The organism is Sinorhizobium sp. FG01, assembly GCF_002531875.1.
GTDB classification, from domain to species: domain Bacteria; phylum Pseudomonadota; class Alphaproteobacteria; order Rhizobiales; family Rhizobiaceae; genus Sinorhizobium; species Sinorhizobium fredii_C.
This window is the reverse complement of sequence record NZ_NWTB01000001.1, coordinates 1-26,934: the sequence shown is the minus strand read 5'-3', so window position 1 is coordinate 26,934 and position 26,934 is coordinate 1. Positions and strand designations below refer to the sequence as shown.

The window sequence follows — 26,934 nt, the reverse complement described above, 5'->3', positions numbered from 1 at the left end:
CAAGAGAGAGAGAGAGAGAGAGAGAGAGAGAGAGAGAGAGAGAGAGAGAGAGAGAGAGAGACTTTGCACTTGCAGCACCGGTCGCTTGCACCTTGAAGCTGGTGTGACGGTGAAGACGCCAAAGAAGGTGCAGCCCGGCTAGCACCTCTCCCCTGTGGCCCCTGTGGCACCTCCTGGGGAGGTTCTGCGGTCGCGCGCCGAAACAAGGACTACGGCTTCTGGTTCTTCACGAATGTCGCATGCCATTTCGCCAGCATCGACACTGCCTCCTTGAGGAAAGCCGGGTGGGTGCCTGGAAGAAACTCGATCTTCGGCGCTTTCCCGTCGAGCCTCAGCCGCGCGAAGACCCGACCCGCCTCGTCCTTCAGTTCCTCCGGCTTTTCCGGTTCCGGCTTGTCGCTCTGAGACAGGCGGTTGAAGAGGAATTGGAAGCGCTGGTCCGTATCGGCGCTACGGAAGCGCGGCGCGCCTATCTCCTCTTCTGCCAGCTCCCTCGCCTCGTTGTTTTCCAGCAAGGTGCCGATCGCCATCCAGCGCTCGCGACCGGCCTTCGGCGCCGGGCCGATGGCACGGGCGAGTGCGTGGGGCACGCTGTCGGCGACTTGCAGCAGGCGCGACAATTCGCTTTTCTGCACGGCAAGCGCGTCGCCGATCACCTTGCGGTCGAAGCCGCGGGCGGCAAGTGCGGCGGCAAAAAGCGCCCGCTCGATGAAGGAGAGGTTGCGTCGCTCGGCATTCTCCTTGCCTTGGGCCAGCACCAGCTCGTCATCCGTCAGCGGCCGGACGATCGCCTTCACCTGCAGTTCGAGCCGGCGCACGGCCTTCAGGCGGCGGTGGCCGTAGGCGGTCTGGTAGTAGCCCTGCTTTTCCGGATGCGGGCGCACGAGGATCGGCGATTGCTGGCCGTTCTCGCGAATGCTTTCGACGAGCGCGAGGAAATCCGGGTCGTCGACCTCGCCGTCAGTCATCCGGTCCTCGATGAAGGAGGCCTCGACAAGCGCCGGATCGAGCGCGACGACGCGCTCGCCCTGGGTCAGGGCCTCGCGGAGCACCCGCGCCTCTTCCGCCTCGCGGGTGATGCTGCCGAGCGAAAGGCCCATGGCCTTGACGGCGCCGGACGCGGCGCGCGGGGCGGCGGGCTGGGTGTTGACAGGTGTCAACTCACTCGGCCCGGCCGGCGGCTGGTCGGTCGGGGGCTGCGGAGCGGCAGCGGGCGCACCGCCCATGAACAGCGCCCGCAATTCGTTCTTCCGGTTGTTGCCAGCCATGACTTAGCGCCCCCAGGCCGCGTGAATGAGAGCCTCGATCTCGCCGTTGACGGCGTTCAGCGACTCGATCGCCCGGTCATAGGTGGCGCGGGTGAAGTTCTCGCGGCCGACCTCGTAGAGCGTCTGCTTGGTCAATCCCGCATCCGAGATCGCCGTCGACTTCACCATCGCCGAGGTCAGCACCCGGTCACCGAAGAGCGAGCGCATAAAGCCGACGATCTGTGCCTGCGGCCCGTCATTTGGCTCGAAGCGGGTGACGAGATAGCGCAGGAAGTCGAAATTGAGCTCGCCGCCCGCCTCGCGCACGACGCTCAAGAGATCGGAGGTCATGTAGAGGAACTGGTTCATCGAGGCGACGTCGAGCATCTGCGGATGCACGGTGACGATGACCGAGGTCGAGGCGCAGAGCGCCGAGAGCGTCAGATAGCCGAGCTGCGGCGGGCAGTCGATGACGACGACGTCGTAGTCATCGGCGACGCTGGCGAGTGCCGCCTGCACGCGAGCGAAGAACAGCGGCCCGGCATCGGCGCCGTTCTGCCGCGCACTCAACGCCTGCGGCGTCGTGTGCTCGAATTCCTGTAGTTCGAGATTGCCCGGCACCAGGTCGAGGCCGTCGAAATAGGTCTTGCGGATGATCTCTTTCAGCGGCCGCGCCTCGGCGTCATAGCGGATCGAGCCATAGAGGGTGTCGTTGCCGGTGAGATCGAGCTCCGGCTGATAGCCGAACAGCGCCGAAAGCGAGGCCTGCGGGTCGAGATCCACCGCCAGCACCCGATGGCCGGTCAAGGCCAGATATTGCGCCAGATGGACGGACGAGGTCGTCTTGCCGGAGCCGCCCTTGAAATTGGTGACGGAGATGACCTGCAGATGCTCGCCGCGCGTTTCGTCGCGCCAGTTCACATAGGCACGCGCCTTGGCGACACTGCCCTTGGCGAGCGCCTGTTCGGCGAGGTGGCGGCGCAGCGCATTGATGTCGGCAAGCGAATAGGAGCGCCGTCCGCCGATTCCGGTATCGGGCTGCGGCCCCTCGCCGGCAAGCGACAATTGCCGGAGATAGCCGTCGGAGACGCCGATCAGCTTGGCGGCCTCGCCGGAGGTGAAGCTCCGGAGCGTCTTCATCGCTGTCGGCGCGAACAGCCGGTCGCGCATCGCCTTCAGCTGCTCGGAAAGCGCCCGCGCATCAGCCGCGATCGCCTCGTCCGCCGGCCTGCGAGATCCGGTGCCGGCGGCCGCCGCCTTGCCCACTGCGCTTGCGGCGTCCACGGCCGATCCTGTCATGTCCATCGTGACAACCCCTCGTGCTTATTCACCATCCCGCGGCGGACGAAAAAATGGCAACGGCCATCCGTTCGCCGGCCGCACAGATGCGCCCGCCGCATTCCCTAACAGAGCAATCGCTGAACTACGCTGACATATGGAATATGCGATCTATTCCGTTACAGGAATGATTCATCTGCTGATTCGCGTCAAGCCACTTCTCCCGCCCTCAGCGGCTCGGAGGCGCGCGGCCGTAAAGCAACAGCATGACGATGATGACGATGCCGTAGACGATCTGGCGGCCCGCTTCCGGCATCTGCATGACCGAGAGGATGGATTGCAGCAGCGTGATCAGGATGACGCCGGCGACCGTGCCGAAATAGGAGCCGCGGCCGCCGAGAATCGAGGTGCCGCCGAGCACGACCGCGGCGATCGACGGCAGCAGATAGGCGTCGCCCATCGCCTGCGCCGCCTTCGAGGCATAGCCTGCAAGCAGCACGCCGCCGAAGGCGCTCAAGCCACCGGAGACGACGAAGGCGATCATCACGACGCGACGCGTGCCGACGCCGGAGAGGAAGGCGGCGCGCTCGCTGTTGCCGATGCCGTAGACGGCGCGGCCAAAGGCCGTGCGGGTGAGCAGGAACACCATCGCCGCACTGACGGCGATCCAGACGAGGATGGCGTTCGGAACGCCCGGCACGAGGGCGCCTGTGGCAAGCCAGCGGATGGCATGCGGGGCCGAATCCTGCGGCGAGAAGCCGCCGGTATAGACGACCATCAGCCCCTGAGCCACGACATTCGAGGCGAGCGTCACGATCATCGAAGGAATACGCAGAAAGGCGACGCCGATGCCGTTCAGGAGGCCGAAGGCCATGCCGGAGAGGACCCCCACCGGGATGGCGATAAAGGCGCCTGCAGATCCGAATCCGGCCGCGGCGCAGGCCATCATCGCGCCCATCGTCATCACCCAGGGCACCGAAAGGTCAATATGGCCGAGCAGGATGACGACCATCATTCCGGCGGCCACCACGCCGAGGAAAGACGCGACCTTGAGCTGCTGCAGCAGGTAATCGGGCGAGAGGAAATTGCTTGAATAGAGGCTGCCGAGAAGAAGAAGCAGCAGAATGCAGCCGAAAGCGGTGACGACGGCCGGATCTGCGCGGCGGAGGAAGCCCGGCAGGCGTGCCCTGACGGACAAGCGGCTTTCGGACGTCTCGCTCATTGGAACCAGTCCAGACGGTTTCGCACGCGCAGCAGCGCCAGCGACCCGAGGCTGACGGCGATCATCAGCACGATGCCCTGGAGGAGCGGCTGCCAGAGCGGCTCGACATCGAAGGCAAACAGCATGTCGCCGGTGGTGCGCGCGGCAAAGGCGCCGAAGATCGCCCCGACGGCGCTGCCGCGGCCGCCATAGAGCGACACGCCGCCGAGCACGACGGCGGCAATCGACCAGAGCGTATAGGCGCTGCCGCTCGCATAGGCCGCCTCGCCGGTATAGGTGAAGAAGGTGAGAAACAATCCGCCCATTCCGGCGAGCAGCCCTCCCAGCAGGTAGGCCGCGAACTTGCCGCGCCGGATCGGCACACCAGACATGAAGGCGGCCGGCTCGGAAGAACCCGCCGCATAGGCGGCCCGCCCGGCGACCGATCGTCGAAACGGCAGCCAGACGAGCAGGACGACGGCGGCAAGCGCCACGAGGCTCGACGGCACGACGCCGAAGAGGCGGCCGGTCAGCGCGTCGGCGAGATCCTCGTTGACGGAGCCGCCGGGAAAGGGCCGGAGTAACAACGCCAGGCCGAAATAGACGGCACCTGTCGCGATGGTCGCGACGATCGGCTGCAGGCGGCCGTAGATCACCAGCAGGCCGTTGATCGCGCCGCAGAGCGTTCCGGTCGCCAGCACGGCGACCACGCCAAGGCTCGTCGGCACGGCGCCGCCGACGACGATCCAGGAGGCCAGACAATTGGTGAGCACCAGGATCATGCCGACCGAAAGGTCGATCCCGGCGGTGATCACCACCAGCGCCTGGGCCATGGCGACGAAGGCGAGCAGCACGCCCTTGTTGGCGGCCGTGTGCACGACATTGGCGGTGAAGCCGGCCGGATGGTTGGCGACATAGACGACGAACATCACCAGGAAGATCGCCAGCCCCGTCAGCGTGCCGCGCTGTTCGTTCAGCCAGTAGCGCCATTCGCTCATGCGGCCGTTCCCTCCTGCCCTGTCTCGACGTTGAGGGCGCTGGCGATCAATGCCCGCTCGCTGATCGCGCCGCCCTGAAGTTCGCGGACGATGCGACCGTCAAAGAGGACCAGGACCCGGTCGCAGCAGCCGATCAACTCGTCATAGTCGGTCGAATAGAAGACAATCGCCGCACCGGCCTCCGCCAGCCGCCGCAGCAATTGGTAAAGCTCCTGCTTGGTGCCGACATCGATGCCGCGCGTCGGATCGTTGAGCAATATGATCCGCGGTTTGCGCATCAGCCATTTGGCGATGACCACCTTTTGCTGGTTACCGCCCGAAAGCGTGCCGACGGGCACGTCGAGGCCGGCGGTCTTGATTTCCAGCAGCCGCACCATGTCGTCGATCGACTGCTCCTCCTTCGTCCGGTCGATGACTCCGCTGCGCGAGACCCGGTCGAGGGCGGCGAAGGAGAGATTTTCCCGGACCGTCATCGGCAGCATCAAGCCTTCGGTCTTGCGGTCCTCCGGGATGAGCGCCATGGAGAGCGGCGCTTTTCGCGCCGCTGCCGGCCCGCTAATCGAAACCGGCGATCCGTCGACGAGCACCGAGCCGGTCGTGCCGCGCAATACGCCGAAGAGCGCCAGGAGAAGCAGCCGCTGACCCTGGCCCTCGAGACCGCCGAGGCCCACGACCTCTCCCTCGCCCACCGAAAAGGAGATTTCGCGCAGCCGATCGCTCCAGCCGAGATCGCGGCATTCGAGCACGGGCGCTCTCGCCGGCCTCGCTACCGCGTGGCGCGGCGGAAAGACGTTGCTGTATTCGCGGCCGATCATCATCTCGACGATCTCGCTATTGCTGCGGCTGCCGGCGGCAAAGCTCGCGACATTGCGACCATTGCGAAAAACCGTGCAGGTATCGGCGAGTTCGGCGATCTCATGCATGCGATGCGAGATGTAGAGCAGCGCCAGACCATCTTCCCGCAGCCGTTTCAGCACCGCAAAGACCTTGGCGACGTCGCCGGCAGTCAGCGCCGAGGTCGCCTCGTCGAGGATCAGCGCGCGCGGCTTCGAGGCGAGCGCCTTGGCGATCTCGACCATCTGCCGGCGCGACAGAGGCAAATCCCTCACGGCGGCGCGCGGGTGGATATCCTCGGCTCCGGCTCGGGCGAGCGCTTCCTCGGCGAGCGTCCGCTGGGCGCGCCGGTCGATCATGCCGAAACGGCGGGGCGGATTGGCAAGGGCGATATTGTCGGCGACGCTCAGGTCCGGGATCAGCGACAGTTCCTGGAAGACGCAGGCAATGCCTGCCGCCGCGGCCTCGGCCGGTGATCGAAAGGCAACCTCGCGGCCGTCGAGCAGGAGACGTCCTTCGTCCGGCGCGACCACGCCGGCCATGATCTTGATCAGCGTCGACTTGCCGGCGCCGTTCTCGCCGAGGATCGCATGAATTCGGCCCGGCACCACTTCGAGCCGGGCCTTCTCCAATGCGCGGACACCGCCATAGCGCTTCGATACACCTTCCATCTGGAAGAGCGGCGGCGGTGTCTCGGCTGCGGTCATGAGGCGCCTCGGATCAGGGTTCGTCACGGGCATGCCGCGCACGCGAGGCGCGCGACATTTTCAGTGCTTGAGGAAGAACCTACTGGTTCTCCTTGGTCTGACCCATGATCTCCTGGGCCGTGAAGTTGATGCCGCAGGTGGGGAAAGCATTGCCGACGAAGAAGTTATCCGACTGGTCGGGATAGAAGTCCTGACCTTCCTTGAAGTTCGGATCCTCGACGATCGCCAGCGGCAGCTTGATCGATTGCGGCACCACTTGGCCCTCGAGCGCTGCGATCGCCGTCTTGATGGCGACCGCGACCTGCGCCGGACCGGTGCCCGCCGACGAGCATTTCAGGCCCTCGCCGGCATGCTTGGCGCAGAACTTGCGGAAGCCGTTCTCCGTCTCGCCGCCGAAGGGCACGAAGGGATGCCCGGCATCGATCATCGCCTGCACGACGCCGGTATCGCCGCCCTGCGCGGTGATCCCGTCGAATTTCTTGTGCACGGCGATCGCATCCGCCGTCGCCTTCTGGGCGGTCGGGTCGTCCCACTTGCCGATCACCTCGACGACGTCCCATTTCTTGCCGGTCGCCGCGAAGGTTTCATGAATGCCGTTGTGGCGGTCGGTGTCAACGGACGTGCCGGCGACGCCACGCACCTCGAGGATCTTGCCGCCCTCCGGAAGATGCTTGGCGAGCCAATTGGCCCAGAGCACGCCAAGACCCTTCTGGTCGACATTGACGTTGATCGCATCCTCGGTATCGAGAATGTTGTCGAAGGCGACGAGGACGATGCCGGCTTCCTTGGCGCGCTTGATGACCGGGCCGAAGGCAGTCGGGTTCTGGGCGTTGACGATGATCGCGTCATAGCCGGAATCGATAAAGTTGTTGATCGCCGAGATCTGCGCCGGCACGTCCTCGCCGGTCGAGACGACCTTGAACTCCTTGAGCTTCGCCGCGACATCCGGCTGCGCGGCATAGGCCTTGGCCGTCTGGATCATCTGGATGCGCCAGGTGTTGGCAATGAAGCCGTTGGCGAGCGCGATACGATAGGGACCGTCCTTCTTAGGGAACTTGAAGAATTTGGTTTCGGCCGTCCACGGCACGAAGCAATCCGGTTCGGCCGCGGGACCGCTGACGATTTCAGGTTCTGCGGCGGCGGTGGTCGATAGAAGTGCGAATGCAGCGGCCGTGAGAATGCCGCTGACAAATGATGTGGTCATCGAATTCCCTCCCATTAACAGGCGGGACTGGGCATCGAGCGAGCGGGCGCCGCCATCGATGTTCGCCGCAGACATGTCTGCGGCCTGGAGCAGTGACCGTTGAACGCAGTCGAAATTGCTCCAGAACACAACGAAGCTCACTTCCGGTTTCGGTCACCCGATCCCAAGTGCTTCAGAGGCCGATCCGGCACGACTTGTCGATACGCGAGTCCAGTGACGCCAGACAGGCTCCTCCCGAGGCGTCCGAACGAAATGGTAGCGTTACCAATATCCTGTGTAAAGCGGCGGCTTCGACAAGGCCGGAGGGGCTGCCTGCGAAACAGCGCTGCCGTCGGCAACGCCGCTTCGAAGGTGTCGGTTCAACCCTGTTGGCTGGGGCGCAGGGGCTGGTTGAAACGGTCGGCGAAGGCCTCGATCGAGCCGCGGCCGAAGCGTCTGACGCGTCGCTTGACGAGGACGGACATGACGCGGGCGGCGGTCGAGATGGTCATCTCGTCGAGCGGGCCCGAACCGCTCCAGGGCTTCGTCAGCCGGTCGGTGACGATGCCCAGCATGTTGGCGGGCATGATGTCGGTGCAGGGTTTCATCCAATCGAATACGGCGCTGATCGGCACCACCTTGCCTTCAAAGGCAACGATCGGTTCGGGCATGTCTTCGTCCCAATCGTCATAGGCTTCGAGCGCATCCCTGAAGAGGGTCTGCAGCGTGATTGGGGCATGCCCTTCGTAAAGGGCGGGCAGGAAATTCGTCATTAGGGTCTCCTCCGAGTGGTTAGGCCGGAAACGCGAAATGGCCAATTCTGTCAGCGGTAACGGTTTGTGATGCTCCTTCATAAAGCGTGCGGCGGCAGTATGGTTCAAAGCACAGGAGCGCGCAAACACAATCGATTAAAATGGTGGGATTTCTGACGCAATCCCAACACTCGATATCGTCAACGCAGACTCAAGTTGCTGATTTGCCGGGGGGAATTTGCGCCTGTGGAAAACAGCTAAACCGTCAGATGCCGACGCGCTTCCGGCGTGTCCAGCGTCTCCGCCGGCCCCTCATGAACGAATGCGCCGCGATCCATGATATAGACCTGGTCCGCAAGCTCGCGGCAGAAATCGAGATACTGCTCGACGAGCAGGATGGCCATGCCGGTCGAATCCCTCAGATAACGGATCGCCCGGCCGATGTCCTTGATGATCGACGGCTGGATGCCCTCGGTCGGCTCGTCGAGCACGAGGATCTTGGGTCGGGTGACAAGCGCCCGGGCGATGGCGAGCTGTTGCTGCTGGCCGCCGGAAAGATCGCCGCCGCGCCGGCCGAGCATGGTCTGCAGAACCGGAAAGAGGCTGAAGATGTCTTCCGGGATCGAGCGCTCGGCCCGCTTCAGCGGCGCATAGCCTGTCTCGAGATTCTCCTTAACCGTCAGCAGCGGAAAGATCTCGCGGCCCTGCGGCACGTAGCCGATCCCCTGCTTCGCCCGCCGGAACGGCGCCAGTCCATCGAGCGCCGTGCCGTTGAAGGCGATTGCCCCGGAACTCACGGGATGCTGGCCGGTAATTGCCCGCAAGAGGCTGGACTTGCCGACGCCATTGCGGCCGAGCACGCAGGTGATCTTGCCCATCTCGGCCTTGAACGAGACATTGCGAAGCGCCTGGGCAGCGCCGTAGTGCAGATTGACGTTGTCGACGCTCAACATGGTTTGCCCCTCACGCGCTACCGGCCGAGATAGTTCTCGATCACCTTCGGATCGTTGCTGACGAAATCGATCGAGCCTTCCGCCAGCACCGAACCTTCGGCGAGACAGGTGACCTTGACGCCGAGCTCGCGGATGAAACCCATGTCGTGCTCGACGACGACGACCGAGCGGGTCTTGGCAATCTCCTTAAGGAGGATCGCCGTTTCCGCGGTCTCCGCATCCGTCATGCCGGCGACCGGCTCGTCGACGAGCAGCAATTCCGGCTCCTGGGCGAGCAGCATGCCGATTTCCAACCATTGCTTCTGCCCGTGCGACAAGTTGGCGGCGAGATCGTCGCGGCGCGCCGTCAGCCGCACCGTCTCAAGAATCTCCTCGATGCGCGCCTTGTCCTCGCGCGTCAGCCGGTAGAACAGCGTCGCGAAGACGCCGCGGCTGCGGTTGAGCGCCAGTTCGAGATTATCCCAGACCGTGTGGCTCTCGAAGACCGTCGGCTTCTGGAACTTCCGGCCGATGCCGAGCTGGGCGATCTCCGCCTCATCCCTTCTGGTGAGATCGATGTCGCCCTTGAAGAACACCTCGCCCTCGTTGGGCCGCGTCTTGCCGGTAATGATGTCCATCATCGTCGTCTTGCCGGCGCCGTTCGGCCCGATGATGGCACGCAGTTCCCCCGGCTCGATGATGAAGGAGAGCGAATTCAGCGCCTTGAAGCCGTCGAAGGAGACGGAGACGCCGTCGAGATAGAGCAGGCTTTTCGGTTTCTTCTCGGTCATGGCGATCACTCCGCGGCCATCGGTTCGGCGTCGGGCAAGCCGGTCCCGTTCTCGGATCGGCTGGCGGCACGATAGGCGCGGCGCCGGGCTAGATAGTGCTGGGCCGTGCCGACGACGCCCTTCGGCAGGAACAGCGTGACGAGGACGAAGAGCCCGCCGAGCGCAAAGAGCCAGAATTCCGGGAAGGCGGCGGTGAAGATACTCTTGCCGCCGTTGACGAGGATGGCGCCAATGATTGGCCCGATGAGCGTGCCGCGGCCGCCGACCGCCGTCCAGATGACCACCTCGATCGAGTTGCCCGGCTCGAACTCGCCCGGATTGATGATGCCAACCTGCGGCACGTAGAGGGCGCCGGCGACACCCGCCATCATCGCCGAGACGGTGAAGGCGAAAAGCTTCATGTGCTCGACCCGGTAGCCAAGGAAGCGGGTGCGGCTTTCGGCATCGCGCAGCGCCACCAGCACCTTGCCAAATTTCGAGCGCACGATACCCGAGGTCACGACCAGCGAGAGGGCGAGCGCCAGTGCCGAGGCCGCAAAGAGCGCGGCCCGCGTACCGTCCGCCTGGATGTTGAAGCCGAGTATGTCCTTGAAATCGGTCAGCCCGTTATTGCCGCCGAAGCCCATGTCGTTGCGGAAGAAGGCGAGCAGCAGCGCATAGGTCATCGCCTGAGTGATGATCGACAGATAGACGCCGTTGACGCGCGAGCGGAAGGCGAACCAACCGAAGACGAAGGCCAGCAGCCCCGGCACGAGGACGACCATCAGGGCCGCGAACCAGAACATGTCGAAGCCGTGCCAGAACCAGGGCAGTTCCTTCCAGTTGAGAAACACCATGAAATCCGGAAGCAGCGGGTTGCCGTAGGAGCCGCGCGCACCGATCTGGCGCATCAGATACATGCCGATCGCATAGCCGCCGAGCGCGAAGAAGGCGGCATGCCCGAGCGAAAGAATGCCACAGAAGCCCCAGACGAGATCGAGCGCCAGGGCGAGCAGCGCATAGGTCAGGTACTTGCCGAACAGCGAGACCAGATAGGTCGGCACGTGCAATGGATGGTCCGGCGCAGTCAGGAGGTTGAGCGCCGGCACGAGCGCCGCGAGCGCGAGCAGGAGTGCCACGGCGACGACGATCGTTCGATCCAGCGATTTGATGAGAAACGAGGTGATCATGCTTCCACCGCCCGGCCCTTGAGTGCGAACAGCCCGCGCGGCCGCTTCTGAATGAAGAGAATGATCAGCACGAGCACGAGGATCTTGCCGAGCACGGCGCCGGCATAGGGCTCCAGGAACTTGTTGAGGATGCCGAGCGAGAAGGCCCCGACGAGCGTGCCCCAGAGATTGCCGACCCCACCGAAGACCACGACCATGAAGCTGTCGATGATGTAGCCCTGGCCGAGATTCGGCGAGACGTTGTCGATCTGCGAGAGTGCCACGCCCGCCATGCCGGCAATGCCAGAGCCGAGCGCGAAGGTCAGCGCATCCACCCAGGGCGTGCGGATGCCCATGGAGGAGGCCATGCGGCGGTTCTGCGTCACCGCCCGCATCTGCAGGCCCATCGGCGTCTTCTTCAGGAGGAAGAGCAGCGCGGCAAAGACGGCGAGTGCGAAGAGAATGATCCAGAGGCGGTTCCAGGTGATCGTCAACCCGCCGAGCTCGAAGGCGCCGGACATCCAGGAGGGGTTGCCGACCTCGCGATTGGTCGGGCCGAAGATCGTGCGGACCGACTGCTGTAGGATCAGCGATATGCCCCAGGTGGCAAGCAGCGTCTCGAGCGGCCGGCCGTAGAGAAAGCGGATGACGCCGCGTTCCATCGCCAGGCCGACGGCGCCGGTGACCAGGAAGGCGAGCGGCAGGGCGATCGCCAGCGACCAGTCGAAGAGACCCGGATAGGAATTGCGCAGGACCTCCTGCACCAGGAAGGTCGTGTAGGCGCCGAGCATCACCATCTCGCCATGCGCCATGTTGATGATGCCCATGACGCCGAAGGTGATCGCCAGGCCGATCGCCGCGAGCAGCAGCACAGAGCCGAGCGACAGGCCGTACCAGACGTTCTGGCCGGCCGCCCAGAGCGCCTGTGTCTGCTCGATGCTGGCGAGCGCCGCTTCGATTTCAGGCTTCAGCGTCTCGTCGGCCGCGCCGAGCGCCGATGAGAGAATGGGAAGCGCCTCACGGCCGCCCTTTTCCCTGAGCAGCCGCACCGCCTCCTTCTTCTCCGCGACGGGTCGGTCGGACATCAACAGCGTCGTGGCGCGCGCCTGTTCGAGCAGTGCGCGAACCTCCGCATCCTTCTCGGCGGCGAGCGCGCTCTCGACGGCACCGAGCGCATCGGCGTTCGGAGACTGCAGCACGGATTGCGCGGCCTTGAGGCGTGCGGTCCGGTCGGGACTCAAGAGTGTCAGGCTGCCGAGCGCGGTTCGCACGGCGCGGCGCACGCCGTTGTTGACCTTGACCTTGGAAAGCGCCGCCTTTGGCGCCTCGCCGGCGCTTTCGCCGGTGACCGGGTCGGTCAGCGTCAGCGTCGAACCGCTCTCCTTCGTCAGGAACACCTGGCCGTCGGCCTTGCGGGCGTAGAGATTGCCTTCGCCGAGCGCCTCGAGGATGGGCACGACATTGGGATCCCCGGTCTTTGCGAGGGCTGCGATGTGCTCGTCCATGTCGGAGAGTTTCGCCTCGCCGAGCGCGTTCACCATATCGCGCAGTCCCTCCTCCGCCCGAAGCCCCAGCGTCGGGAGCGCGTTGAAGAGAACCAGGGTAAAAAGCACGGTTTGAAGGATGCGGTACATTCGCCCCTCGCTTGGCATCTGCAGCAAATCCTCCGCCCGAACGGGTGTTCGGACGGAGGGAGTTTCGAGCTATCGCGTCACGAAATCACGAACCCTTGCCGCCGCACTTGCCCGTGGCGACGTTGAAGTTGCCGCAGGACATCGGCGCCCGCCAATCGGAGATCAGATCCTTGGAATCCGGCAGGTAATCCGACCACTCGTCGCCGACCACCAGGCCGGGCGTTTCCCAGACTGTCTCGAATTGGCCGTCCGACTGGATCTCGCCGATCAGCACCGGCTTGGTGATGTGGTGGTTCGGCATCATCGTCGAATAGCCGCCCGAGAGGTTCGGCACCGAGACGCCAATCATCGCGTCGAGCACCGCGTCGGTGTCGGTGGTGCCGGCTTTTTCGACGGCCTTCAGCCACATGTTGAAGCCGATATAGTGGGCCTCCATCGGGTCGTTGGTGACCCGCTTGTCATTCTTGGTATAGGCCTTCCAGGTCTTGATGAATTCGGCATTGGCCGGATTGTCGACCGACTGGAAATAGTTCCAGGCAGCGAGATGGCCGACAAGCGGGCCTGTGTCGAGGCCGGCAAGCTCTTCCTCGCCGACGGAGAAGGCGACGACCGGGATGTCCTCGGCCTTGACGCCCTGGTTGGCGAGTTCCTTGTAGAAGGGCACGTTGGCGTCGCCGTTGATCGTCGAGACGACGGCGGTCTTCTTGCCGGCCGCGCCGAACTTCTTGATGTCGGAGACGATCGTCTGCCAGTCGGAGTGACCGAAAGGCGTGTAGTTGATCATGATGTCCTCGGGCTTGACGCCCTTGGAAATGAGGTAGGCCTCGAGGATCTTGTTCGTCGTGCGCGGATAGACGTAGTCCGTGCCGGCAAGCACCCAGCGCTCGACCTCCTCGTTCTCCATCAGATAGTCGACTGCGGGGATCGCCTGCTGGTTCGGGGCCGCACCGGTGTAGAAGACGTTGCGCTGGCTTTCCTCGCCCTCGTACTGAACCGGGTAGAAGAGGATCGAGTTCAGCTCTTCAAAGACCGGCAGCACGGATTTGCGCGACACGGAGGTCCAGCAGCCGAAGACGGCCGAGACCTTGTCGACCGAGATCAGTTCACGCGCCTTTTCGGCAAAGAGCGGCCAGTCGGAGGCCGGGTCGACGACGACCGCTTCGAGCTTCTTGCCGAGCAGGCCGCCCTTCTTGTTCTGCTCGTCGATCAGCATCAGCATGGCATCCTTCAGCGTCGTCTCGGAGATCGCCATGGTGCCGGAAAGCGAATGAAGAATGCCGACCTTGATCGTGTCGTCGGCGGCAAAGGCGCCGTTGAACGCGGTCGTCGAAAGAACGGCAGCGAGAAATGCGCCGGTGACGCGTGCCCTGTAAGTCATCTGGTTGAACCCCTCTAGCTCTGGTCGCCGCAACGGAGTGTTGGTTCTCCTTGGCCGTTGCTTGAGGGATATTCCGCCAGGCCCACTGCACTGCACATACGACATTCTACGTAGGCGAATGGGGGAAGAAGGAAGTTCGATCGGATCTCACGCCTTCGCCGAATCCGGATCGAGCCACCGGTCGATCGACAGCTTGCCCGGCCCGGCCTTGAGGATGGCCAATGCCATCGCCGCCCAGGTCAGATGAATGGGCCATCCGTCCGGTACGGTCAGTTGAATGACGATCGTCATCGCCAGCAGCGCCAGCGCGGCAAGACGCGTCGCCAGTCCCAGGACAAGAAGGACGGGAAACAGGACTTCCGCCGATGCGGCAGCGAAAGCCGTCACCGCCGGTGCCGGAAAGGCATAGGGGCCGCCCGGCAGGTGCAATCGGAACTCCGACGTAAAGAGCAGCAGCGCGACATCGTTCAATTGCAGGAAGCCGTCCCACTTGCCGATACCCGAGCGCCAGAAGGGGACGGCGAGTCCTAGGCGCAGCAGAAGCTGGGCAAGCCATGCCGGCGCCAAGGCGGCGATCAGGCCATCGACCCGGCCGAACCAGCCTACCCTCCCGGTGGCCGCGTGCCTCTTGAAGAAATTCCGCACCGACGTGACCATCTCATCCTCCCTGGCGAATGCCCGCAAAGGCACCGCCCTCCAGCATCGTCGCGATCGCCGCTGCCAAATCGAAGTCCGGGCAGCACATGGTCGCCGCCGCGGCGGCGCTCACAAGCGGCTCGCCGGCCATCAGCCTGCCCAGAAAAACATCGTCGCCCGGCGCGAGGCGGCGAACCTCGACCTCGAACAGCGGCCTTGTCACCAGCGCGCTTTCGGCGGCCGTCGTTTCGATGCGCCCGACAGCACCGCTTGCCCGATTGACCGAGAAGATCGTCACCGCCGGATAGGCGGAGCGAAGAATGTGGCTCGCCGGATGCTGCTCGAAGACGAGTTCGCCGAGCCGTTCCGGTGGGACCGCGGCGAGCTCATCCGGGCGGAGCACTGCCGCGTCGGCCGCATGATAGGCATGGAGCCAGGCGCGCTCGATGCGTGCGACGTCGGCGAGCCATGGCATGGATCTCGCATGTTCGTAGCGCTCGATGAAATCGGGGAAATCCCGGCCGTACTCGAAGAGGAGCGGCGACGTCGGCGGGGTTTCACGGACGTGGAAGCGGGCCATCGCTCGAAAGAATGTTTCGCCGGTGATGCGCTTCGTCGCCGGAAAGACCGCGGCAAGCGATTCGATAAGGCTGACGGTCACATTGTTGCGATAGACAGCGAAGCGCTTGCCGACGGCCTTGCCGTTCGGGCCGGCGACAAGCGCGGGCGTCGCGCGGCCGGGATCGAGCAGTCCGGGCACGAAACCCTCCGGGTAGTCGAGCCCGCCGGCCGAACTTTCCCTAAGCGCGCGCATGCATCTTTTCCCGTGGCAGTGCGACCGCGTGGCGATCGAGAATCACCTGGGCCGCCATCGCTTCGGCTTTGAGAACCGGCCAGTCGGGTATGGCGCTGTCCCATTCGACGAGCGTCGGGATCGGACCGCGCCGGCCAATGACGATTTCGAAAAGCTTCCAAACGGCATGGGACACCGGTCCGTCATGGCTGTCGATCAGCAGCCGGTCGCCTTCGTCGTCGCGCTGCTCCGCATGGCCGGCCAGATGGATCTCGCCGACATGCTCGAGCGGGTAGTCCGAGAGATATTCGAGAGCGGAAAAGGCGTGGTTGGTGGCCGAGACGAAGACGTTGTTGACGTCGAGCAGCAGGCCGCAACCGGTGCGTTTGACGAGTTCCCGGATGAATGTGGTCTCGCTCATCGTCGATTCCTTGAACAGCAGGTACGTCGACGGGTTCTCCAGGAGCAGCGGTCGTCGGATCGCCTCCTGCACCTCGTCGATATGTTCGGCGACGCGCTGCAAGGTGGCTTCGGTATAGGGCAGCGGCAGAAGGTCGTTGTAATAGGTCGTGCTGTGTGTCGACCAGGCCAGGTGCTCGGAGACGAGCGCCGGCTCGTAGCGTTCGACGAGGCTTGCGAAGCGGCCGAGGTGGTCCTTGTCGAGCGGCTGCGGCCCGCCGATCGACATGCAGACGCCATGGAGCGAGACCGGGTAATCCTCGCGTATCCGCGACAGCGCCGCGTGCGGCGGCCCGCCCAGCCCCATGTAGTTTTCCGCGTGGACCTCGAAGAAGCCGCCCTGCCGATCCAGAAGAATGGACGGCAGGTGCTGGTGCTTGAAGCTGGTCCCGGCCAGCCCGGCGATCGTATGCACCGGAAAGCAGAGAGCCTGCGGCGCACCGCGATCTGCTGGAATTGTCGATACAGGCATAGTCGCCTCCACCTTCCGGCCGCTTGGTCGGCTTACGAGGGAATGTCGCGGGTGAGCGGCTCGGGCGAACCCTTCCTGCCGCCCGGGAGTTCCATCGTCGTGCAGGTGCCGCCGTCGACGAATTTCCAGGCATTGCCCTGATAGTCGACCGTCGACGTGGCCTGGCAGGTCGTACCCGGACCGGCGGCGCAATCGTTCTGCCCCTTGAGCGCGACGCCGAAGCATTTCTCCTTGCCGGCATCCATCGCCGCCTTGACCTGTTCCTGTGAAAGCGGCGCGGCCATCGCAAGCGACGACACCGCGGCTGCCACGGCACCTGCCAATACGGCCACATTGATCGTGGATTTGGAAGTCATGACATCTCTCCATTTGAGGGTCCCGTGCGGCCTCCGTTTCCAGGGCCACACAGAGCCTCGTTCGCCGAAAACGGGGATATGTTACATTTGCCGCCTACACGCTTTCGTGAGTGCGATGGACGCCGGACTCACGAGGATTTTGGATTGACTGGATCCGCAATCAGAACAGTGATCGGCACAACGCCGACAGAATCGCGAGCGGACCTGTAACAATCGGCGAAAACCGGCGAATGGGGAGGAAGCGCAGGGTGGACGGCGCAAGCGACCGAGATCTCGCACGGCTCTTCCGCACTGCGCTTGAAGGCGACGAGCGGGCCTATGGCGACTTCCTGCACGAAGCGGCGCGTCTTGTCCGGGCCTGGGCACGGCGGCGAACGGGGTTCGCCGGCCTCGATCCGGAAGACATCGTTCAGGAGACGTTGCTGGCGATCCATGTGAAGCGCCACACCTGGAGAAGCGATGGTCCGGTGGCGCCATGGCTCTATGCGATCGCCAAGCACAAGCTTGTCGATGCGATGCGCAGGCAGGGCCGCCATCCGCGGATCGACATCAGCGAGGTGGAAGGCCGGCTCGCAGCCGAGGAGGCGGAAACAGCCAGGGATTGGGAGATCGGCCGCGCACTGGAGACGTTGACGCCGGGCCAGCGCTCGGTGGTGACCGCGATATCGGTCGAGGGGCGCACGATCGCCGAGGCGGCCAGAATCCTCGAGATGAATGAAACCGCAGTTCGCGTGGCATTACACCGTGGCCTTGCCGCGATAGCCAGGCGATTTGGAAGAGATTGACATGGAAACAGACGACCTCATCAGGGCCTTGGCGGCAGACACGCGACGAGGCCGCATATCGATGGCCGGTGCCTGGTCGGCGGCCGGCGCCGCCGCCGTCGCGCTGGCGGCCATCGTCTTCTTCGGCGTGCTCGGCGCGCGGTCGGACATCGCCGCCGCTGCTGAAACCTTCCGCTTCCTCTTCAAATTCGTGGTGACCGTGGCGCTCGCCGCCAGCGCCTTCGGTCTCCTTAAAATGCTGTCGCGGCCGGATGCAGAGCCGCACCGGACCCTGCTCGGCCTCGCCGTCGCACCGATGCTGCTGGCCGCCGGGATTGTAGCGGAACTTGCCGTCTCGCCGCTGGGCACTTGGTCCGCCAGGCTCGTCGGCACGAACAGTCTCGTCTGTCTCACCTTCATCCCGCTGATCGGGATAGGGCCGCTTGCGCTGCTGCTATTGGCGCTGCGCCATGGCGCTCCGTCTCACCCCATGCTCGCGGGCGCAATGGCCGGGCTTGCGGCCGGCGGCATCGCCGCGACCTTCTATGCCGCCCATTGCACGGATGATTCACCGCTCTTCGTGGCGACATGGTATACCATCGCGATTGCCATGCTCACGCTCGCCGGCGCGCTCGCGGCGCCCCGTATCGCCCGCTGGTAATGACCTCCCAAGCGAACATCGGGTTTAGCGGATACGCCTCTGCCCTCATCCCTCTGCTCGCCACAAGAATGAGGATCAAGGAGAGGAGAGCCACGCTGATCATATCAGGCCGCGCGCTTCCCGGCTCGTGCAATGCTTGGCTGCAGCAGCCATGTCATCAGCAAGAGCGCGGAAATCGCACCGATCAACTCGGCCACGATAAAGCCGGGAAGATCGGCGGGGCGAATGCCGGAGAACGTGTCGGTCAGCGATCGGGCGACTGCCACGGCTGGGTTGGCAAACGAGGTGGAAGCGGTGAACCAATAGGCGGCGGTGATATAAAGGCCGACCAGCCAGGGTACGGATTTCTGCTCGAAGCGGATGCCGGCGAGGATGGTCGCGACGAGGCCGAAAGTCGCCACCCATTCAGCGAGCCATTGCGCTTGCCCGGTGCGCATCTTCGTCGACCATTCGAGGATCGGATGATCGAACATCAGATGCGCAACGATTGTGCCGATGATGCCGCCGGTGACCTGGGCAAGGACGTAACCGGCGAGATCGCGTCGCGGCAGGGAGCGCGACAGTACAAAGATCAGCGATACGGCGGGGTTGAAATGCGCCCCGGAGATCGGCCCGAGGATGGTGATCAGCACCACCAGGATTGCGCCGGTTGCGAGCGTGTTTGCGAGCAAGGCGAGCGCCGTATCCGCTGTCAGCGACGCGGCCATGATGCCCGAGCCGACGACGGTTCCGACAAGCAGTGCCGTGCCTAGTCCTTCCGCGACGAGGCGGCGGGAGAGATCGTACGACGACATCAGCGCGCCTCGGGCCGGGACGTGGAGCCTTCGAGCCGGCCGATTTCGTGGAGCTTCGTCTCAAGCGCGAGCTTGTCGATCGAGGCGAACGGCAGGGCTGCGAAGACCGATATACGGTTCTTGAGGTATTTCGCTGCAAGCGCAAAGGCGCGGCCCTTCTCCACATCCGAACCCTCGACGGCGGCGGGATCCTGGATGCCCCAATGCGCGGTTGCCGGATGGCCGATCCAGACCGGACAAGCCTCGCCGGCAGCATCGTCGCAGACGGTGAAGATGAAGTCCATCTGCGGAGCGCTTGGCCCGCCAAAGGCGTCCCAGCTCTTCGACGAGAACCCGGTGGTGCGATAGCCGAGCGCCTCGAGCGTCTTCAGCGCCCAGGGGTTGACCTCACCCTTCGGCTGGCTTCCGGCCGAGAAGGCGCGGAAGCGCCCTTTCCCCTCCGCCTCGAGTATGGCTTCCGCCATGATCGAGCGCGCGGAATTGCCGGTGCAAAGAAAGAGGACGTTGTAGACCCGATCGTCGTTCATTGGCATTTCCCCTCTACGGTTGGCGCACAGCAGGCCGCGATCGCGGCGGCCGGTGCGCAGATTTCAGGATGGCCGCCACAGCAGTCTTCCATCAGGAAGCGAACGAGGCTGCCGAGCGCATCATAATTGGCCGAGTAGATGATCGACCGCGACGCGCGCTGCTGGGTGATCAACCCCGCCCGTTCCAGTTCCTTGAGGTGGAACGAAACATTGGAGGGCGAGACTTCAACCTTCTCGGCAATTGCGCCCGCCGGCATGCCGTTGGGACCTGCAATGACCAACATGCGGACGATCTGCAGGCGCGTTTCCTGGGAAAGCGCGCCGAACGAGGCGAGCGCTTGACGTTCATTCATATTTCAATAATCCTTGAATCATTGAAATAGGAATAACGCAGATGATTACGCTCGACAACTCGGAAATTCCGCGTGACGAAATCTCCCTCGGACTTCTGCTTGAAACACTTGCCGAAGCCAGCGACCTGCCGCTCGTCTTTCACTACGAAGGGCGGCCGATCAAAACCGGATACCACGTGACGGAGGTCAAGGCGGGACAGTTCGCGGCGCTCGACTGCGGCGCCAATCCGGAATCCTGGACCGAAATCTTTGTGCAGCTCTGGGATGTGGACGGAGCCGAATGCGCACATATGCCGGCCGGCAAATTCTCTGCAATCCTCCGCAAGGTGTCGGACCACGTGGAGCTTGATGGATCGGCAAAGCTCACCTTCGAGGTCAGCGACGGCGTGCGGCCGATGCAGCTCTATCGTGCGTCGCTCCCGCGCCTGCGCGACAACGCAATGCATGTGCAACTCGTTCCCAGGCCGGCGAGCTGCAAGCCGCGGGATCGATGGCTCGCCGAGGAGAAGCGCACGTCGGCTGCCTGTTGCGGCCCCGCCACATCGACGAGCGCCTGCTGCCCGTGATCGGCAGGTCACAAATACCCGGTCACCGCCGGTGCCCGGTCCCAGGCATCGTGCCGACCATCCTCGTAGACGATCGGCGCATTCGCCAGCTCCTCGTCGGTCGCATCGTCGAGGCAGGCGATGTTCACCGCATGAAACGGTCCGCCCAGCATCTCAAAATCGGCGCTGGCAAAGGGACGGACGCCGCAATGCTTGCAAAAGACATGGCGGATCGAGCGCTCGCCGAAGCGGTATTCGGCGAGTGCCTCCTCACCGGAAAGCAGGGAGAAATCCTTAGGCGTCACGAAAATTTTCCAGAAGCGCGCCTTGAGGCAAGAGGAGCAGTTGCAGCGGAAAGTCGTCGTCCACCAGACGCCCGGCCGCGACGGCTCCGATCGCTCGCCTTCCGGCGCAAGGTCGAGATTTGCGGAAAAGCGAACCGCCCGGCAATGGCAGCTGCCGTGGTAGGCCTTCTTCATTACACAGCCTCCTTCCAGGCAACGACATAGGCATCGAGACGATCCATGCATTCGCCCCAACCTTCCGCGTGCGAATCGCGGCTCTCGACTGTCGCGAAGGGCGCTTGTTGGAAAGTGAGCCTTGTGCCGCCCGCCACCTCCTCGAAGGTGACGGTGATCAGTGTATCGATCGCGTCCTCTTCTTCCCAGGTGAACGTAAAGACGAGGCGGCTCGGCGGCACGATTTCGCGATAGGTGCCCTGGGCCCAGTAGTCCTGCCCTTCGGCCGAGCGGATGCAGCTGCGCCAGGCGCCGCCCTCACGGAAATCGGCCGTCATGCTTGGCACCGTGAAGTCCTTCGGTCCCCACCAGCGCGCGAGGTGCTCTGGCGTGGTCCAGACTTTGAAGACGATGTCGCGAGGCGCGGCAAGGACGCGCGTGATGGTGAGGGCGATCTCCTCCTTGAGAGATGGAGCATTCATTGGCTTCTCCCTTCTCAGACAGGTTCGGTTCAATTCTGATCCGACTTGTCGTTGCGCTGCAGTTCATCAAGATAGCTGTCGAGCCGGTCGAAACTGGCCTCCCAGAACGGGCGATAGCGCCCGACCCAATCGGCAATCTCCTTCAGCGGCTCCGCCTGCAGCCGGCAAGGCCGCCACTGCGCGTTGCGGCCGCGCGCGATGAGGCCGGCGCGCTCCAGAACCTTCAGGTGCTTGGAGACGGCCGGCAGGCTCATGTCGAACGGGGCCGCCAGCTCGTTCACAGTCGCCTCGCCCGCGGCAAGACGCGCGATGATGGCCCGACGGGTCGGGTCGGCCAAGGCCGACAGGGTGCTGCTCAACGGATCATCCATGCCTGCATTTAACCTGTAAGCTAATTAACTAGTCGGTTTATTACAGATCAGCACGCGTCTGTCAAGCCAATTGCCCGCGCTACGAGCGACTGAGCGTTTCGAGCCTTGCTTTCCCGCTTCTGGCGTTGCATAAATTTCATGCGTCGCTTTATCTTGCCGGGAAAATAGGCAGAGGCCGGCGGAATACCCTAACGACGAGGCAACATGGCGGCACGCCAGCGCATCATTCCCGTTCGGCGAGAATACAATCGCTGGGTCGCCAACCAGACGCTGGAAGACTATGCGCTGCGCTTCACCGCCAAGAGCGCGCGGCGCTTTTCCTCAGAACGTATCTCGCAGACGGCGATCGGCGCGATCTCCTTCCTGGCGCTGGAAGCAATCGGCGGCGCCATCACCATGTCCTACGGCACCACCAATGCGATCATCGCGATCCTCGTGGCGAGCGTCATGATCCTCGTCGTCGGGCTGCCGATCAGCCGCTATGCGATCCGCCACGGCGTCGACATCGACCTTCTGACGCGAGGCGCCAGCTTCGGCTATATCGGCTCGACGATCACTTCTCTTATCTATGCGAGCTTCACCTTCATCCTCTTCGCGATCGAAGCGTCGATCATGTCGGGCGCTTTGGAGTTGGCGCTCGGCATACCGCTCTGGATCGGCTACATCGTCAGCTCCGTCATGGTCATTCCGCTGGTGACCTACGGCGTCCGGCTGATCAGCAAGTTCCAGCTCGTCACCCAGCCCTTCTGGATCGTCTTGAACATCCTGCCCTTCGCCTTCATCGCGCTTGCCGACTGGGAGAAGGTGGGCCTGTGGCTCGCCTATGCCGGCATTCACCACGCTTCCGGCCCGGCCGGCACTGTCGCCCCCTTCGGTCTCGTCGAATTCGGTGCGGCTTCTGCGGTGATCTTCGCGCTGATGGCGCAGATCGGCGAACAGGTCGACTTCCTGCGGTTCCTGCCGCCGGACGGCCAGAAGAAGCTGCATCACCGCATCGCCGTCTTCCTCGCCGGCTCCGGCTGGGTGATCGTCGGCGCGCCGAAGCTGCTTGCCGGCTCGTTCCTGGTCGTCCTGGCGCTGAGTGCCGGCGTGCCCTCGACTCGCGCCGCCGATCCGGCGCAGATGTATTACACCGCCTTCGGCTACATCGTCCCCTCTGAGACGGCCGCGCTCATACTGATGGTCGCCTTCGTCGTCGTCTCCCAGCTGAAGATCAATGTGATGAATGCCTATGCGGGGTCGCTTGCCTGGTCGAACTTCTTTTCGCGGCTGACCCACAGCCATCCGGGCCGCGTCATCTGGCTGGTCTTCAACGTGGCGATCGCGCTGCTCCTGATGGAGCTCGGCATCTACCGGCTGCTCGAGGAGACGCTCGGCATCTTCTCGGTCATCGCCATGGCCTGGCTCTCGACGATCTCTGCCGATCTCTTCGTCAACAAGCCGCTCGGCCTCTCGCCGCCTGGCATCGAATTCAAGCGCGCCCATCTCTACGACGTCAATCCTGTCGGCCTCGGCACCATGAGCGTCTCGGCGCTTCTGGCGCTCGCCGCACATTTCGGCGTCATGGGTGACATCGCCGCCTCGCTGGCGCCCTATATCGCCCTCGTCACCGCCTTTATCGTCTCGCCGCTCCTTGCCTGGTGGACAGAGGGAAAGTTCTATCTCGCCCGCAAGCCGCGCAAGAGCTGGATAAGCGAAAGCGAGATCACCTGTTCGATCTGCGAGCATCCGTTCGAGCCCGAAGACATGGCCTGGTGCCCAGCCTATGCCGCGCCGATCTGCTCGCTCTGCTGCTCACTCGACAGCCGCTGCCACGACATGTGCAAGCCGAAGGCGCGGTTAAATGCCCAAATCGCCGCGGTGGCCAAGGCCGTGCTGCCGGAGACGGTCGTCGCAAAGCTCGCCACGAGGCTGGGGCGCTACGCGATTTCGGCGGTGATCTCGATCTCCGGCATCGGGGTTATCCTGGCGATGATTGCCCACCAGACGACCGCCGCCTCGCCGGAGACCGCCGCGGTCGTCGAACGCACGATCGCCATCGTCTTCTTCGTCTTCGCCATCCTCGCCGGCGTCGTCTCCTGGTTCTATGTGCTCGCCCATGACAGCCGCGTCGTGGCCGAGGAGGAATCCTCCCGCCAGAACACCCTGCTTCTGAAGGAGATCGCCGCCCACAAGAAGACCGACGCGGCGCTGCAGAATGCCAAGGAAGCGGCCGAATCCGCCAACCGCGCCAAGAGCCGGTATGTCGTGGGCTTAAGTCACGAGCTGCGCACGCCGCTCAACGCCGTGCTCGGCTATGCGCAGATCCTCGAGCGCGATGAGACGATCCCGCAATCGCGGCAGGGCGCAATCAAGGTGATCAAGCGCAGCGCCGATCATCTTTCCGGCCTGATCGACGGGCTGCTCGACATTTCCAAGATCGAGGCCGGCAAGCTGCAGGTCTATTCGAACGAGATCAACGTTCACGATTTCCTCGACCAGATCGTCGACATGTTCCGCCCGCAGGCGCAGGCCAAGGGCATCGGCTTCGAGCACAACCGGAGCCCTACGCTGCCGCAATATGTGAAGACCGACGAGAAGCGGCTCAGGCAGATCCTCGTCAACCTACTGTCGAACGCGGTGAAATTCACCGATCAGGGCCAAATCCGCTTCGACGTCGTCTATCGCAGCCAGGTGGCGACCTTCACCATCGAAGACAGCGGCCGCGGCATCAGTGACAAGGACCTGCCCAAGATCTTCGATCCCTTCCAGCGAGGCGACGCCGAGTATCGCATGCCGGGGCTCGGTCTTGGCTTGACGATCACCCGCCTGCTGACCCAGACGCTCGGCGGCGAGATCTCGGTGACGAGCGAGAAGGGCAAGGGCACCGCCTTCAAGGTACGGCTGATGCTTTCGGCCGTCGACCGTCCGGTGGCGCTCATCGACCCGGTGCGCAGGATCAGGTCCTACAGGGGCGCGCACCGCACCATCCTCGTCGTCGACGATAATGCCGACCACCGCGAACTGATGCGCGAGGTACTCGCTCCGCTCGACTTCACCGTTCTCTCGGCGGCGAGCGGCGCCGACTGCCTGGCGCTCATCGAGGGGACGCGGCCGGACCTCTTCCTGATCGATATCTCGATGCCCGGCATGAACGGCTGGGAACTGGTGACAAAGCTCCGCGAGGGCGGCCAGACGGCGCCGGCGATCATGCTGTCTGCCAATATCGGCGACGGCTCGGCGGCCGGCGCCATCGGCCACAACGACACGCTCGCCAAACCTTTCGGCGTGCGCCAGCTCACCGACAAGCTGGCGATCCATCTCGGCCTCGAATGGATCCACGAGGGCGACGTCAAAGATGCGCCCGCCAACGGCAAAGCCACTGTCACCAGCCCCGGCGAGCAGCATGTGAGGGAATTGATAGCGCTCGGCGAAATCGGCTACGTGAGAGGTATAGAGGCGAAACTGACGGAGATTGCCCTGAACCCCGAGAACAAGCCCTTTGCCGAGGCGGCCACTGCCTATGTCCGGGCCTTCGACCTTGCCGGCTACGATGCCTTTCTGAAACGGCTGCTTCCCGAGGAGGCGAACGCCCGTGCCTGAAACCGCCAACCCGCGCGACATCGTGCTGCTCGTCGACGATTCTCCCGAGGCGCTCGGCTTCCTCACCGAGGCGCTGGAACAGTCCGGCTTTTCCGTGCTGATCGCCACCTCCGGCCATGCGGCGCTCAACATCGCCGACCGCATCACCCCCGACCTCATCCTGCTCGACGCGGTGATGCCCGGCATGGACGGCTTCGACACCTGTACGCAATTGAAGGCCAATGCCTCGGTCGCCCAGGTGCCGGTCGTCTTCATGACGGGGCTGACGGAGACGGAACATGTGGTGCGGGCACTAGAGGCCGGCGGCGTCGACTACCTGACGAAGCCGATCAACATCGACGAGCTGCGTGCCCGCATCCGCGTCCACCTTTCCAATGCCCGCTCGGCCCAGAGCGCCCGCGTCGCACTCGATGCCGCCGGCCGGCACCTGCTGGCCGTGCGCGGCGATGGCACCGTGCGCTGGTCGACGCCGCAGGCGACCCGCCTCGTCAACGCCGCCACCGGCAGCGATGAAGGCCTTGCGGTGGTGGCCGCCCGCATCGCCGTCTGGATGCGGGAGCGGGAGAAGCAGGGGAGCGACAAGCAGGGCAGCCTGACGCTGCACCAGGCCGGCCAGACGGGGCTGCAGATTTCCTATCTCGGCGCCATTGGCGCCAACGAATTTCTCTTCCGCCTGACCGCCGAGAACGGCGTCAGCGACGACGAGACGCTGCGCCAGAATTTCCATCTCACTCAGCGCGAGTCCGAGGTTCTGCTCTGGATCGCCAAGGGCAAATCCAACCGCGACATCGGCGAGATCCTGGGCTTAAGCGCCCGCACCGTCACCAAGCACCTCGAACAGATCTATGTGAAGCTCGGCGTCGAGAACCGCGCTTCGGCGGCGGTCAAGGCGACGCAGGTGCTGCACGGGATTTAGTTTTCACCACATGCAGTGGCTCAGATAGGCTCGCGGCGTATGCGGACGCGACACCCCCCTCTGGCCTGCCGGCAACAGGGGGGTGTCGCCTTATGTTGCAACTGTCGCCATACCCCTCGCGCCCAAAAAAAGGACGCGGCCTGGAAAACCAGACCGCGCCAGTTTGCACTCATCGTGCGTTGCCCTGGGAGGCAAGTTATTCGGCGGGCTGAACCGCGACCGCCGGGATAGTCTCGACCGGCTGGTTGCCGCCAAGCGCCGCCGAGAGCTGCGCCTGGTCCAGTTCGCCTTCCCACTTCGCCACCACCAGCGTCGCAACCGCATTGCCGACGAAGTTGGTGAGTGCCCGGCACTCGGACATGAAGCGGTCGATGCCGAGGATCAGCGCCATGCCGGCGACCGGCACGGAGGGGACGACCGAGAGCGTCGCGGCGAGCGTGATGAAGCCGGCGCCGGTGATGCCTGCCGCACCCTTCGAGCTCAGCATGGCGACGAGCAGCAGCAGGATCTGGTCGCCATACGAGAGCGGCGTGTCGGTCGCCTGGGCGATGAACAGCGCCGCCAGCGTCATGTAGATATTCGTGCCGTCGAGATTGAAGGAATAACCGGTCGGAATGACGAGGCCGACGACCGAGCGCTTGCAACCGGCCTTTTCCATCTTGTTCATCAGGCCCGGCAGTGC

28 protein-coding genes are annotated in these 26,934 nt (G+C 64.1%); 5 read left to right on the top strand and 23 right to left on the bottom strand.

The features are described from left to right. Positions 1 to 209: 209 nt before the first annotated feature. From repB to CO656_RS00065, 16 genes are all read right to left on the bottom strand, one after another. On the bottom strand, positions 210 to 1,268 hold the full coding sequence (repB, locus tag CO656_RS00140) for a plasmid partitioning protein RepB (RefSeq protein WP_097524373.1): 1,059 nt from the start codon (positions 1,266 to 1,268) through the stop codon (positions 210 to 212). Between the two features lie 3 nt (positions 1,269 to 1,271). After that, complete coding sequence (gene repA, locus CO656_RS00135) at positions 1,272 to 2,552, bottom strand: plasmid partitioning protein RepA (RefSeq protein ID WP_097524372.1); 1,281 nt, start codon at positions 2,550 to 2,552, stop codon at positions 1,272 to 1,274. Between the two features lie 202 nt (positions 2,553 to 2,754). Continuing rightward, positions 2,755 to 3,747, bottom strand: coding sequence for an ABC transporter permease (locus CO656_RS00130; RefSeq protein WP_097524371.1), 993 nt, complete (start codon positions 3,745 to 3,747; stop codon positions 2,755 to 2,757). Next, on the bottom strand, positions 3,744 to 4,724 hold the full coding sequence (locus tag CO656_RS00125) for an ABC transporter permease (protein WP_097524370.1): 981 nt from the start codon (positions 4,722 to 4,724) through the stop codon (positions 3,744 to 3,746). The genes CO656_RS00130 and CO656_RS00125 overlap by 4 nt, the downstream gene beginning before the upstream one ends. Then, on the bottom strand, positions 4,721 to 6,265 hold the full coding sequence (locus CO656_RS00120) for a sugar ABC transporter ATP-binding protein (protein ID WP_097524375.1): 1,545 nt from the start codon (positions 6,263 to 6,265) through the stop codon (positions 4,721 to 4,723). Before CO656_RS00120 ends, CO656_RS00125 begins: the two co-directional genes overlap by 4 nt. 79 nt (positions 6,266 to 6,344) lie before the next feature. Then, entirely contained in the window at positions 6,345 to 7,469 is a 1,125-nt protein-coding gene (locus CO656_RS00115; protein ID WP_037416124.1) for a sugar ABC transporter substrate-binding protein, read from the bottom strand. 359 nt (positions 7,470 to 7,828) lie between these two features. Next, positions 7,829 to 8,221 carry a hypothetical protein gene (locus tag CO656_RS00110; protein ID WP_037416112.1) on the bottom strand — a complete coding sequence of 131 codons (393 nt, stop codon included), beginning with the start codon at positions 8,219 to 8,221 and terminating at the stop codon, positions 7,829 to 7,831. Positions 8,222 to 8,457: 236 nt separating this feature from the next. Then, complete coding sequence (gene urtE / locus CO656_RS00105) at positions 8,458 to 9,153, bottom strand: urea ABC transporter ATP-binding subunit UrtE (RefSeq protein WP_097524369.1); 696 nt, start codon at positions 9,151 to 9,153, stop codon at positions 8,458 to 8,460. 17 nt (positions 9,154 to 9,170) lie between these two features. After that, positions 9,171 to 9,923 (bottom strand): urea ABC transporter ATP-binding protein UrtD, encoded by a 753-nt coding sequence (gene urtD / locus CO656_RS00100; RefSeq protein WP_037416121.1) that lies wholly within the window; start codon positions 9,921 to 9,923, stop codon positions 9,171 to 9,173. A gap of 5 nt (positions 9,924 to 9,928) precedes the next feature. Further along, on the bottom strand, positions 9,929 to 11,092 hold the full coding sequence (gene urtC / locus CO656_RS00095) for an urea ABC transporter permease subunit UrtC (protein ID WP_037416105.1): 1,164 nt from the start codon (positions 11,090 to 11,092) through the stop codon (positions 9,929 to 9,931). Continuing rightward, positions 11,089 to 12,705 (bottom strand): urea ABC transporter permease subunit UrtB, encoded by a 1,617-nt coding sequence (gene urtB, locus CO656_RS00090; RefSeq protein ID WP_176536546.1) that lies wholly within the window; start codon positions 12,703 to 12,705, stop codon positions 11,089 to 11,091. Before urtB ends, urtC begins: the two co-directional genes overlap by 4 nt. Before the next feature lie 85 nt (positions 12,706 to 12,790). Continuing rightward, entirely contained in the window at positions 12,791 to 14,083 is a 1,293-nt protein-coding gene (urtA, locus tag CO656_RS00085) for an urea ABC transporter substrate-binding protein (RefSeq protein ID WP_037416090.1), read from the bottom strand. A gap of 147 nt (positions 14,084 to 14,230) precedes the next feature. Next, complete coding sequence (locus tag CO656_RS00080) at positions 14,231 to 14,767, bottom strand: DoxX family membrane protein (RefSeq protein ID WP_234819609.1); 537 nt, start codon at positions 14,765 to 14,767, stop codon at positions 14,231 to 14,233. Beyond that, a complete protein-coding gene (locus CO656_RS00075) occupies positions 14,742 to 15,533 on the bottom strand; it encodes a DNA-binding domain-containing protein (RefSeq protein WP_097524367.1) in 792 nt (263 codons plus the stop codon). Before CO656_RS00075 ends, CO656_RS00080 begins: the two co-directional genes overlap by 26 nt. Further along, on the bottom strand, positions 15,520 to 16,443 hold the full coding sequence (locus CO656_RS00070) for a DUF692 domain-containing protein (protein WP_097524366.1): 924 nt from the start codon (positions 16,441 to 16,443) through the stop codon (positions 15,520 to 15,522). The genes CO656_RS00075 and CO656_RS00070 overlap by 14 nt, the downstream gene beginning before the upstream one ends. Positions 16,444 to 16,475: 32 nt before the next feature. Next, on the bottom strand, positions 16,476 to 16,799 hold the full coding sequence (locus CO656_RS00065) for a DUF2282 domain-containing protein (protein ID WP_037416075.1): 324 nt from the start codon (positions 16,797 to 16,799) through the stop codon (positions 16,476 to 16,478). A 248-nt stretch (positions 16,800 to 17,047) separates the two neighbouring features. Between CO656_RS00065 and CO656_RS00060 the strand changes: the two genes are divergently transcribed. Next, positions 17,048 to 17,584 carry a sigma-70 family RNA polymerase sigma factor gene (locus tag CO656_RS00060; protein WP_097524365.1) on the top strand — a complete coding sequence of 179 codons (537 nt, stop codon included), beginning with the start codon at positions 17,048 to 17,050 and terminating at the stop codon, positions 17,582 to 17,584. Position 17,585: 1 nt separating this feature from the next. After that, entirely contained in the window at positions 17,586 to 18,224 is a 639-nt protein-coding gene (locus CO656_RS00055; RefSeq protein WP_097524364.1) for an NrsF family protein, read from the top strand. A gap of 104 nt (positions 18,225 to 18,328) precedes the next feature. On the opposite strand, the gene CO656_RS00050 is transcribed toward CO656_RS00055, so the two are convergent. Genes CO656_RS00050 through CO656_RS00040 form a run of 3 tightly spaced genes read right to left on the bottom strand, consistent with a single transcriptional unit; the run spans position 18,329 to position 19,898 of the window. Further along, positions 18,329 to 19,018: an MIP/aquaporin family protein gene (locus CO656_RS00050; RefSeq protein ID WP_097524363.1), complete on the bottom strand. Its 690-nt coding sequence runs from the start codon at positions 19,016 to 19,018 to the stop codon at positions 18,329 to 18,331. Then, complete coding sequence (locus tag CO656_RS00045; RefSeq protein WP_037416063.1) at positions 19,018 to 19,545, bottom strand: arsenate reductase ArsC; 528 nt, start codon at positions 19,543 to 19,545, stop codon at positions 19,018 to 19,020. The genes CO656_RS00050 and CO656_RS00045 overlap by 1 nt, the downstream gene beginning before the upstream one ends. Further along, positions 19,542 to 19,898 carry a metalloregulator ArsR/SmtB family transcription factor gene (locus tag CO656_RS00040; protein WP_097524361.1) on the bottom strand — a complete coding sequence of 119 codons (357 nt, stop codon included), beginning with the start codon at positions 19,896 to 19,898 and terminating at the stop codon, positions 19,542 to 19,544. Before CO656_RS00040 ends, CO656_RS00045 begins: the two co-directional genes overlap by 4 nt. Positions 19,899 to 19,939: 41 nt before the next feature. Here CO656_RS00040 and CO656_RS00035 point away from each other — a divergent pair, with 41 nt between their 5' ends. Then, positions 19,940 to 20,464 (top strand): DUF6428 family protein, encoded by a 525-nt coding sequence (locus tag CO656_RS00035; protein WP_097524360.1) that lies wholly within the window; start codon positions 19,940 to 19,942, stop codon positions 20,462 to 20,464. An 8-nt stretch (positions 20,465 to 20,472) separates the two neighbouring features. Here CO656_RS00035 and CO656_RS00030 read toward each other — a convergent pair whose 3' ends face one another. The 3 genes from CO656_RS00030 to CO656_RS00020 are packed head-to-tail and all read right to left on the bottom strand — an operon-like array spanning position 20,473 to position 21,754. Continuing rightward, complete coding sequence (locus CO656_RS00030; RefSeq protein WP_097524359.1) at positions 20,473 to 20,922, bottom strand: GFA family protein; 450 nt, start codon at positions 20,920 to 20,922, stop codon at positions 20,473 to 20,475. Beyond that, positions 20,922 to 21,383, bottom strand: a complete 462-nt coding sequence (locus CO656_RS00025) for an SRPBCC domain-containing protein (RefSeq protein WP_037416050.1) — start codon at positions 21,381 to 21,383, stop codon at positions 20,922 to 20,924. Before CO656_RS00025 ends, CO656_RS00030 begins: the two co-directional genes overlap by 1 nt. A 29-nt stretch (positions 21,384 to 21,412) precedes the next feature. After that, entirely contained in the window at positions 21,413 to 21,754 is a 342-nt protein-coding gene (locus CO656_RS00020; RefSeq protein ID WP_097524358.1) for a metalloregulator ArsR/SmtB family transcription factor, read from the bottom strand. 204 nt (positions 21,755 to 21,958) lie between these two features. Between CO656_RS00020 and CO656_RS00015 the strand changes: the two genes are divergently transcribed. Next, positions 21,959 to 25,336: an ATP-binding protein gene (locus tag CO656_RS00015; protein ID WP_097524357.1), complete on the top strand. Its 3,378-nt coding sequence runs from the start codon at positions 21,959 to 21,961 to the stop codon at positions 25,334 to 25,336. Beyond that, positions 25,329 to 26,252 carry a response regulator gene (locus CO656_RS00010; RefSeq protein ID WP_097524356.1) on the top strand — a complete coding sequence of 308 codons (924 nt, stop codon included), beginning with the start codon at positions 25,329 to 25,331 and terminating at the stop codon, positions 26,250 to 26,252. Before CO656_RS00015 ends, CO656_RS00010 begins: the two co-directional genes overlap by 8 nt. Before the next feature lie 196 nt (positions 26,253 to 26,448). Here CO656_RS00010 and CO656_RS00005 read toward each other — a convergent pair. Further along, positions 26,449 to 26,934: cation:dicarboxylase symporter family transporter (locus tag CO656_RS00005; RefSeq protein ID WP_143557026.1), on the bottom strand; the 486-nt coding region annotated here is incomplete at its 5' end.